Origin of the sequence: Streptomyces sp. NPDC058045, assembly GCF_042885635.1 — a bacterium.
GTDB lineage: Bacteria > Actinomycetota > Actinomycetes > Streptomycetales > Streptomycetaceae > Streptomyces.
Window position 1 is genome coordinate 1 of the sequence record NZ_JBHVRR010000095.1, and the last position, 9,084, is coordinate 9,084.

A 9,084-nucleotide genomic window follows, 5' to 3' on the forward strand; every position below is an offset into this window, starting at 1 on the left:
TGTTATTTCTTTTCGGCCCTGATCCCCACCCGGTGGGTTCCCCTGTGCGCCCCTTTTCGGGGGGGCCCCCCCCCCCCCCGCCGGGTTGGCACCCGGCGGGGGCGGCGGCGGGGGCGTCCCGTGCCCGGGCGGGCCGGTCCGGGATCAGCTCATGCCGCGGCGGCCCTTGCCCTGCGGCATTCCGCCCTTGCCCTCGGGGGGTGTGGCCTCGCGGTCCGGCATCTCCAGGTCGATCTTCTCCTTGCGGACCCGGCCGCGTACGGTCTCCTGCTCGACGTGCTCCTCGGTGGTCAGGCGGACCCGCTCCACCGGCACCGCCTCCGTCTCCACCACGGCGCGCTCGGCGTGCAGGATCACCTCGTGGTCGGCCTCGGCGATGTCCGGGCCGGAGAAGGCGGCACCGCGATCGGCCTCGGTGATCGGCTCGCGTTCCACCCGCACCTCCTCGTGGCGCAGCGGCACCACCTGCTCGACCTCCTCGGTCACCACGTACTTGTGCAGGCGGGCCCGGCCGACCTCCTCGCTCTCCACGCCGACGCGGAGCTGCTCCTCGGAGCGGATCATGCCCTCCTCGCCGGTGCCGGTCCGGCCGGTGCGCATGGCTTCGGCGGTGTCCGCGGAGGTGTCGTGTGCGGTGCGGCCCTCGGGCTTGCCGGTCAGGTCCTCGCGGGTGCCGGGCTCCGCGGTGCCACCGGGCATGGCGGTCCGCTCGGTACCGGTGTCGGCGGTGCGTCCGCCGGTGTCCTCCGCGGCCTCGGCTCGCCCGGCCGCGCCCGCGGCCCCGGCCGCACCCGCCATCCCCGCCGCCCCGGCCGCCTCTCCGGTGTCGTCGCGGCCCGGGTGCTCGGCCTTGTCCCAGGCCTCGTCCCAGTCGACGCCGTAGTACTCGTAGAGCCGGTGCTCCTCCTCCTGGGAGAGATGGCCGCCCGCGTCCACCTCCACCGTCGGGGCGTCCTTGACCTTCGCCTTGTCGTAGGGCACTTCGAGGTGGTCCTCGACCAGGGTGGCGTCGCCGATGGGAACGAACGTCTCGCGGGTGCCGAACATGCCGGTCTTCACGGTCGCCCACTCGGGCCGGCCGCTGGCGTCGTCGAGGTAGATGTGCTTCGCGTCGCCGATCTTCGACCCGTCCGGGCCGTACACCGCGTGGTCGAGCACGCTGGGTATCTGCTCTCGCGTGATCACTGTGCGCTCCCTCGTCCTGGTCGGTTTCTTGGGGGCCGGGTCACCGCCAACACCATGACAAAACGCCCAAATGCTGGCGAACGGTGACCTGTGTCCTGGGGTCTCGGTCGCGTGGCGGCCCCTAACCCCTCCCCGCCCGGCCGCTGCCGAAGGAGCCGCTGGAGCCGGGGGTCCACTTGCGGCGGCGCTGGTCGGCCGCGCGGCGGGTGGGCGAGTTGCCCATGTGCCCCATCTCGTACGGCATCAGCCGGCGTTCGCTGCGCGGCATCTCGTCGAACTCCCGCGCCTCCTGCTCCCAGCGGACCGCGCCGCCCCGGGGGAGGTGCGGCTGGTCCTCCGGGTCCGGCGGTTCGGGTTCGCGGTCGCGGATCCGGATGCCGAGCCACACCGCCCAGATCAGGGCACACACCATCAGGACGCCCACCCCGGCCGCGCCGATGAAGAGGTAGCCGCTGGACGCCGCCAGGACCTGCGTCGATTCGATCATGACGTCCGAGTACCCACCCCCTCCCCCGTAACCCAGCCACTTCCCGCGCCGCCCGCGGCCCCCGGGATGCGATCAGCGGCCGGGCGCAGTGCCATGGTGGGACGGTCCGCGACCCGGAAGCGGGGTGACGGTGATGGCGCGTCCGGTCTGGAGCGGTGCGCTGACGTTCGGCCTGGTGACGCTGCCCGTCGGCCTGTACACGGCGACCGACAGCCACACCATCCGCTTCCACCAGTTGCAGCGCGGGACTTCGGACCGGGTGCGCAACCGGCGGGTCAACGAGCGCACCGGCGAGGAGGTCCCCCTCGACGACGTGGTGAAGGGCTTCGACGCGGGTGACGAGTACGTACTGGTGGAGCGCGAGGAGTTGGACGGTATCGCCCCGGGCCGCTCCAAGTCCCTGGAGGTCAGCGGCTTCGTGCCGGTGGACCGCATCGAGCCGGTCTACTTCGACCGCACCTACTATCTGGGGCCGCGCGGCGAGGGCTACGAGAAGGTGTACGCGCTGCTGGTGGAGGCGCTGGAGCGGTCCCGGAAGGCGGCGGTGGCGACCTTCGTGATGCGCAGCCATGAGTATCTGGTGGCGGTGGCCTCGGAGAACGGGGTGCTGGCGCTGCACACGCTGCACTGGGCGGACGAGGTGCGCGATCCGCGGGAGGTGGTGGATCCGCTGCCGTCCGCCGCCGGGGTCAGCGGGATCACCGACCGGGAGCTGCGCACCGCGGAGCAGTTGATCGAGACGCTGAGCATCCGGTGGCGGCCGGAGGACTTCCACGACACCTTCCGGGAGAAGGTCACCGAACTGGTCGCCGCGAAGCAGGCCGGAGAGGCGGTCCCCAAGGCGGAGGGCCCCGCGGAGCCCACCGAGGTGGTGGACCTGATGGACGTCCTGAAGGCCAGCGTCGACCGGGCGAAGGGCGGCACCCGGCGCGCGGCGTCCGGACGGCGGAACGGGTCCGGGTCCGGTACCGGGCGCGCCCAACCCCCCGGCGGGCTGGCCGAGTTGACCAAGGCGGAGCTGTACCGGCGGGCCGCGGACGCCGGGGTGCGGGGGCGGTCCGGGATGAACCGCGAAGAGCTCGTCGCGGCACTCGGCGGGGAGGACGGCGCCGCCTCCCGGGGCCGCCGGAGAGCCGCCTCCTGACGCGACCGGGACACGGAGGTGGCGGGAGATGAGCTGACCGGAGATGAGTTTCCGGTCGCGCGTCGGTCTGTAGTGAAGAGCGACCGGGGCCGCCCGAGGCAGCCGGTACGAGAGACACGAGGAGTGCCCATGCCCAGGATCACGCCCAACCTCTGGTTCGACACGCAGAGCGAGGAGGCCGCCGACTTCTATCTGTCCGTCTTCCCCAACTCCCGTATCACCGAGGTCGCCCACTACACCGAGGCGGGACCGCGGGAGGCCGGGACGGTGCTGCTGGTCCGGTTCGAGCTGGACGGGCAGCCGTTCACCGCGATCAACGGCGGCCCCGAGTTCACCTTCTCCGAGGCGATCTCGCTGGAGATCGACTGCGAGGACCAGGCCGAGGTCGACTACTACTGGGAGAAGCTCACCGCGGACGGCGGCTCCGAGGGCCCCTGCGGCTGGCTCAAGGACAAGTACGGGCTGTCCTGGCAGGTGTTCCCGAAGCCCGCGGCCGAGGTGCTGGGCGACCCGGATCCGGCGCGGGCCGCCGCCGCGATGAAGGCCATGCTCGGGATGCAGAAGATCGATCTGGCGGCTCTGCAGGCGGCCGCGGACCGGGCCTGAGCAGCGGCCGACCGCAGGGCCGTACCGGGCTCCCGTACCCGCTTCCGCGCCGGGTGCCGCCCGGGTTCACGGCCGGTGTGCGGGGAACCCGTGGGGCGGCGTGGCCCGCGGGGCCGCGCATCGAGCCGTGCAGGGAGCGACGCATGAAATTCCACGACCGACGGCAGGCGGGCCGTGATCTCGCCGACTGGTTCCTGGCCTGGCGCGACACCAGGGATTTCGTGGACCCCATCGTGCTGGCGGTGCCGCGCGGCGGGGTGCCGGTGGGCCAGGAGCTGGCGCGGGAGCTGCACGCGGGCCTCGATGTGCTGCCGGTGCGCTGGATCACCCTGCCGGGCCGCCCCGAGTCACCGCTCGGGGCGATCGTCGAGGAGGAGCCGCCGATCTTCGACCGGCCGATGCTGCGCCTCCTCAATCTCACCGAGCACGACCTGTCCGAGGACGTGGCACGCGAGCGCACCGAACTGCACCGCCTGGACGACCTCTACCGCGACGGCCTGCCGCGGCCCGAGCTGGCCGGGCGCACCGTGATCGTGGTCAGCGACGGCCTCTCGCACGGCTCCATCGCGGCCGCCGCGCTGCGCGTACTGCGGCGCCAGCGCCCCGGGCTGCTGCTGGCGGCCGCGCCGGTCGCCAGCCCGGACACGGTACTGGCGCTGCGCCAGGAGGCCGACCATGTGATCAGCCTCCACGCGCCGGAGCACTTCCGGGCGGTGGGCCCCTGGTACGAGCACTTCGAAGAACCCACGGACGAGGAGGTCCTCACCGCCCTGCGCTCCTTCCGCACCACCGCGTGAGCCGGGTCCGGTCCGGCGGGCCGGGTGTGGGCGCTCGTTGAAGCGCCAACAGGAAAGCCCGCGCGGCAGGGGTGAAGATGGCAGCGGGGATCTCAGGAGGAGCACCACCATGCTGCTGCCCGGCCGAGCCCAGGTGGCCCGTCTGCTGCGCCGCTACCGGCGCTGGGAACGGCTGCTGATGGCCGCACCGCACAACGAGGCGGTGCGCAGACACCTGGAGGACACCGCGTACACGCTCTGCATTCTGATGGGACGGCGGACGGCACCGGAGGCGGTGCGGGCCGCGGAGGAGTATCTGGCGGCCACCCGCAGACCACGCGGCCACCGGCACGGCTCCGGGCACCGGGACACCGCGCGCGGCGGCGATCTGACGGCCGGTGGCGCGGGACGGCGAGGGGACCGCGGCCGGTGATGAACGAGGACATGACGCGCACGGCCGCCGCCCGGAGCACGTCCACCGAGGCGGTCTTCGGCGCGCCCTGCTGGGTGAGCCTGATGGCCCGCGATCTGCGGTCCGCGCACGGTTTCTACGGTGCGGTCCTGGGCTGGGAGTTCCGGCGGGGGCATCTCGGCGAGGAGTTCAGCGTCGCCTACTCGGACGGCTTCCCGGTGGCGGGTATCGGCGCGCTGGCGCCCGCGCTGCGGGTGGCGGTGGCCTGGACGCCGTACTTCGCCGTGACCGACGCCGATGAGACGGCGAGCCGGGTGCGGGAGCGCAGCGGCACCATCGCGGTCGGCCCGCTGCCGTTCACCACGGGCCGAGGGGCGCTGGCCGCGGACCGGGACGGCGCGGTCTTCGGCATCTGGGAGGGGCGGCTGCTCGCCCAGTGGGAGCTGTGGCGGGTGCACGCCCGCGTCTGGGTGGGCCTGCGCACCCGCGACGCCTTCGAGGCGGCCATCTTCTACGGCGAGGTCCTGGACTGGGCCTCCGGCATCCCCGGCTGCTGCGAGGTCAGCTACGTCGACGAGGAGGTGGTGCTGCTCAGCGGGGGCCACGCGGTGGCGCGGCTGCGGTCCGGCGCGGTGGAGTCGGCCCCGGACCCGGCGGTGCGCCCCCGGTGGCAGGTGCATTTCCGGGTGCCGGATGTGTCGGTGTGTGTGGCGGCGGCGCTGCGGCACGGCGGTTCGGTGGCGGTCCCGCAGGCGCCGGCCGGTCAGGAGGGGGACGACCAGGCGACGCTGCGGGACCCGGACGGCGGCCTGTTCACGGTGAGTTCGGGCAGCGACCCGGTCATCGGCGACGGGGGCTGAGGCGGCGGGGTCAGCGGTGGGCGGGGGCGGAGGGGCCCGGTTCCACGAAGCTGCACGGCGGCAGCGGCCCGTTGACCCACACCCCGAGCTGCGGGTGGTCCTCGCGGAGCCGTTCCACCGTCGTCAGCAGCACATCGGCCATCTCCCGGCTGACCAGGCAGGCCACATCCACCAGCCACTGCTCGCCGGGCGGTGCGACGCTCACCGCCTCGGACACGAACTCCAGCACCCGCCGCACCTCCGCCGCGTCCTCCGCCTCCGCGGCCTGGATCGCGCCGACGACCAGGGCGCCCAGCCGCAGCCGCTGGTCCATGCCCTCCGATCCCTCGGCGCCCGCCGCGGTGGCGAGCGCGCCGGCCTCGGTGAGGGTGCGGATCTCCGGGTTCTCCACCATCACCCGCCGCAGTACCGCCTCCTCGTCGTGGCGGGCCCGCACCCGGTACTCGACCTTGCCGGTGAGCGCGTGGAGGCGTTCCAGGTAGTGGCCGGCACGCTGGGCGAGTACGCCGCGGACCGAGGCGTCGTCCGGTGCGAGGGAGGAGAACGGCATCGGCAGCACCGTGCCGTGCGCCTCCAGCGCGTCCAGTACGTGCTGGTGGGCGACGAGTTCGCGGCGCTCGGGGCGCAGGCCCGGCGGGGCGTCGCTGACCACGGCGGCGAGTTCGCCCTCGGTCAGCAGCCGCAGTGGCTTCGGCGGATCGCCCACCCCGTCGAGACCGGCGGGCGGCGCGGGGTGGGCGCGGGCGACGATGCCGTACACATAGGTGCTCAACGCTCGCCTCCTTCGCCGTACGGGGCCGGCCGCGCACCGGTTTGACCGTGGGGCTTCGGGTGACCCGTCGGGCCGCGGCCAAACCCGGGCCGCGCCGCCCGGGGTGCGCGGAGGGAGGCAGTCATGGACGGTGACCGGCTGGACACCTACCGCGGCAGGCGCCGCTTCGACCGCACCCGGGAGCCGCGCGGCGGCGGCGCGGCACAGGCGGGCGGCGACCCGGTGTTCGTGGTGCAGATCCACCAGGCGCGCACCCTGCACTTCGACTTCCGGCTGGAGGTGGACGGCGTCCTCAGATCGTGGTCGGTGCCCCGGGGGCCGTCGCCCGATCCGCACGAGCGGCGGCTGGCGATGCCCACCGAGGACCACCCGCTGGAGTACCGCACCTTCGAGGGCGTCATCCCGGCCGGCGAGTACGGCGGGGGCACCGTCATCGTCTGGGACGAGGGCACCTACCGGCCGCTGGCGCACGACCGGCAGGGGCGGCCGGTGCCGTTCGCCGAGGCCCTGGACCGGGGGCACGCCGCGTTCCGGCTGTACGGCGGCAAGCTGCGCGGCGGCTATGCGCTGACCCGGTTCCGCGGCGGCGGAGAGGGCGAGCGGGAGGCGTGGCTGCTGGTGAAGGAGGACGATCCGCGGGCCAGGCCCGGCGGGCGCACCCCCGATCCGCGGCGGGCGCGGTCGGTGCGGTCCGGGCACACCCTGCGGCAGACCGCGGCGGACCCGGCCGAGGTGTGGCACTCGGACCGCGGGGCCGGGCGGTGAGCGGCCTGCTGCCGGAACGGGTGCCCGAGGAGTACCGGTCGAGGCTTCAACCGGCGCCGCCCGGCGCGGAGTTGGCGGCGGCGCCGATGCTGGCCACGCTCACCGACCGGCGGGAGTTCTCCGGCCGCTGGCTCTTCGAGCGGAAACTCGACGGGGTGCGGGTGCTGGCCGTGAAGGAGGGCGGCCGGGTCCGGCTGCTGTCCCGCACCGGGCAGCCGCTGGACGCCACCTATCCGGAGGTCGCGGCGGCGGTGCGGGAGCAGCGGTGCGCGGACTTCACCGCCGACGGGGAGATCGTCGCGTTCAGCGGGAACCGTACCGACTTCGCCCGCCTCCAGCAGCGCCTGGGCCTCACCGACCCGCGGCAGGTGCGGGCCAGCGGCGTCGCGGTGGTGTACTACCTCTTCGATCTGCTGCGGCTTGAGGGGGCCGATCTGACCAGGCTGCCGCTGCGGCTGCGCAAGTCGCTGCTGCGGCAGGCGCTCACCTTCCGGCCGCCGCTGCGGCTGACCGTGCACCGCAACGAGGGCGGCCCCGAGCTGCTGGCGGAGGCCTGCCGGCGCGGCTGGGAGGGCCTGATCGCCAAGCGGGCCGACAGCTCGTACCGGCCGCGGCGCTCCCCGGACTGGCTGAAGCTGAAGTGCATCCGCGGCCAGGAGTTCGTGATCGGCGGCTGCACCGCCCCGGCCGGCACCCGCACCGGTTTCGGCGCCCTGCTCCTCGGCCACCACGAGCACGGCCGGCTGCGGTACGCGGGGAAGGTGGGCACCGGCTTCGACCGGCGCACGCTGCTGGCGGTGCGGCGGCGACTCGACCAACTGCGCGTCGGGGCCTCGCCGTTCGCGGATCCGGTGCGTGAGCCGCGGGTGATGTGGGTGCGGCCGCTGCTGGTGGCGCAGGTCGAGTTCACCGAGTGGACCCGGGACGGCATGTTGCGCCACCCGCGTTTCCTCGGCCTGCGCGAGGACAAACGCCCCGACCCCGCCCCCGGCACGGCCTGAGCGGTACGCGGATACGGGGGCGGAGACGGGGGTCAGCCGGTGGTGGCGGGGCGGCGGCGCGGGCCGTGCTGGGCGAGCAACCGGTGGGCGCGGCGCGCCAGTCGGGCCGGGTCCTCGGTGCCGGGGCCCGAGGTGCCGGTGAGTGCGGTCACCATGACGCCGGTGTCGCCGAGTTCACCGCGCAGCCGGCCCGCGAAGACGTCCAGGAAGGCGGCGGAGGCGTCGTACACGGTGGCGGCTCCGGTGGTGTCCGCGGGGGGTGCGGCGAGGACGAGGGTACCTTCGCCGCGGGCCGTCATATGGCGCAGCAGTCCCTTGGCGAGCCGTACCGGGGAGGCCACGCACAGGTCGACCACCCGCAGGTCGTCCTCGGCGGCGCTGCCGGTGAAGGGGCCGCCGCTGCCGGGGTCGGCGGTGAGGGCGGCGGCCACCACGGCCCGGCCCCAGGCGGTGACCGCGTTGAGGAGTTGCTCGTTGCCCTGGGCGGTGGCGAGGTCGGCGGTGACGGTGAGGACGTCGGCGCCGCGGACCCGGGCCTCGTCGGCGGCGGCCGGAAGGTTCTCGCCGGCGTCGGCGAGCACCAGGTCGAAGCCGTCCTCGGCGAGCAGCGCGGCCAGTTCGAGACCGGTGCCGCCGGCGGCGCCGGTGACCACGGCGAGGGGCCTGGTGTCGGTGGGGCTGGTCACGGGCGCCTACCGGCTTTCGAGTCGGAGCTGGAGCTGGTTCTCCTGGTCACCGGAGACGGTGCCGACGACCTCGACGGTGAACGCGGAGGTGAGGGCGGACCTCAGCTCGTCCACCGCGTGGTAGCCGCCCTGGAGGTCGGCGTCGACGGGTGCGCCGAGCCGGTGCGGCGGGCCCGCCTTGCGTTCGCCGCACACATCGAAGGTGGCGCTCCACACGCTGGGCCGGTGCGGGACCACCTGGTGCGGCACGTCCTCGGCGGGGCGGTCGCCGGAGTAGGACTCGCGCAGCGCCTCGAAGACGGTCTGGGCGTCGCTCTCGGCGCAGTCGCTGAGTTCGACCAGCACTTCGCAGCCGGGTTGTTTCGCGGTGTTCGTCACCGTGCATCGCTC

Annotated in this window: 12 protein-coding genes; 7 read left to right on the forward strand and 5 right to left on the reverse strand. The window is 74.2% G+C overall.

The window, feature by feature from the left end:
* Positions 1 to 144: 144 nt before the first annotated feature.
* Positions 145 to 1,185: a PRC and DUF2382 domain-containing protein gene (locus ACFVST_RS28715; protein WP_390156517.1), complete on the reverse strand. Its 1,041-nt coding sequence runs from the start codon at positions 1,183 to 1,185 to the stop codon at positions 145 to 147.
* A gap of 121 nt (positions 1,186 to 1,306) precedes the next feature.
* On the reverse strand, positions 1,307 to 1,672 hold the full coding sequence (locus tag ACFVST_RS28720) for a DUF6479 family protein (RefSeq protein WP_390156518.1): 366 nt from the start codon (positions 1,670 to 1,672) through the stop codon (positions 1,307 to 1,309).
* Between the two features lie 133 nt (positions 1,673 to 1,805).
* Here ACFVST_RS28720 and ACFVST_RS28725 point away from each other — a divergent pair, with 133 nt between their 5' ends.
* The 5 genes from ACFVST_RS28725 (at position 1,806) to ACFVST_RS28745 (ending at position 5,470) form a co-directional block, all read left to right on the forward strand.
* Positions 1,806 to 2,816 (forward strand): Ku protein, encoded by a 1,011-nt coding sequence (locus ACFVST_RS28725; protein ID WP_390156519.1) that lies wholly within the window; start codon positions 1,806 to 1,808, stop codon positions 2,814 to 2,816.
* 129 nt (positions 2,817 to 2,945) lie between these two features.
* A complete protein-coding gene (locus tag ACFVST_RS28730; protein WP_390156520.1) occupies positions 2,946 to 3,422 on the forward strand; it encodes a VOC family protein in 477 nt (158 codons plus the stop codon).
* Positions 3,423 to 3,565: 143 nt separating this feature from the next.
* The gene (locus ACFVST_RS28735; protein ID WP_390156521.1) at positions 3,566 to 4,219 is read left to right on the forward strand and encodes a phosphoribosyltransferase; all 654 of its coding nucleotides are present in this window, start codon (positions 3,566 to 3,568) and stop codon (positions 4,217 to 4,219) included.
* 109 nt (positions 4,220 to 4,328) lie between these two features.
* Positions 4,329 to 4,631, forward strand: coding sequence for a DUF5133 domain-containing protein (locus tag ACFVST_RS28740; RefSeq protein WP_390156522.1), 303 nt, complete (start codon positions 4,329 to 4,331; stop codon positions 4,629 to 4,631).
* Complete coding sequence (locus tag ACFVST_RS28745; RefSeq protein ID WP_390156523.1) at positions 4,631 to 5,470, forward strand: VOC family protein; 840 nt, start codon at positions 4,631 to 4,633, stop codon at positions 5,468 to 5,470. The genes ACFVST_RS28740 and ACFVST_RS28745 overlap by 1 nt, the downstream gene beginning before the upstream one ends.
* A 10-nt stretch (positions 5,471 to 5,480) precedes the next feature.
* On the opposite strand, the gene ACFVST_RS28750 is transcribed toward ACFVST_RS28745, so the two are convergent.
* On the reverse strand, positions 5,481 to 6,242 hold the full coding sequence (locus ACFVST_RS28750) for a GvpL/GvpF family gas vesicle protein (protein ID WP_390156524.1): 762 nt from the start codon (positions 6,240 to 6,242) through the stop codon (positions 5,481 to 5,483).
* Between the two features lie 123 nt (positions 6,243 to 6,365).
* On the opposite strand from ACFVST_RS28750, the gene ACFVST_RS28755 reads away from it, so the two are divergent.
* Together ACFVST_RS28755 and ligD are read left to right on the forward strand one after the other, a co-directional pair.
* Positions 6,366 to 7,007, forward strand: coding sequence for a DNA polymerase ligase N-terminal domain-containing protein (locus tag ACFVST_RS28755; RefSeq protein ID WP_390156525.1), 642 nt, complete (start codon positions 6,366 to 6,368; stop codon positions 7,005 to 7,007).
* Positions 7,004 to 8,008: a non-homologous end-joining DNA ligase gene (gene ligD, locus ACFVST_RS28760; protein ID WP_390156527.1), complete on the forward strand. Its 1,005-nt coding sequence runs from the start codon at positions 7,004 to 7,006 to the stop codon at positions 8,006 to 8,008. Before ACFVST_RS28755 ends, ligD begins: the two co-directional genes overlap by 4 nt.
* Before the next feature lie 32 nt (positions 8,009 to 8,040).
* On the opposite strand, the gene ACFVST_RS28765 is transcribed toward ligD, so the two are convergent.
* Both ACFVST_RS28765 and ACFVST_RS28770 read right to left on the reverse strand, forming a co-directional pair.
* Complete coding sequence (locus ACFVST_RS28765; protein ID WP_390156526.1) at positions 8,041 to 8,694, reverse strand: SDR family NAD(P)-dependent oxidoreductase; 654 nt, start codon at positions 8,692 to 8,694, stop codon at positions 8,041 to 8,043.
* Positions 8,695 to 8,700: 6 nt separating this feature from the next.
* Positions 8,701 to 9,072: a hypothetical protein gene (locus ACFVST_RS28770; RefSeq protein WP_390156528.1), complete on the reverse strand. Its 372-nt coding sequence runs from the start codon at positions 9,070 to 9,072 to the stop codon at positions 8,701 to 8,703.
* Between the last annotated feature and the right edge of the window lie 12 nt (positions 9,073 to 9,084).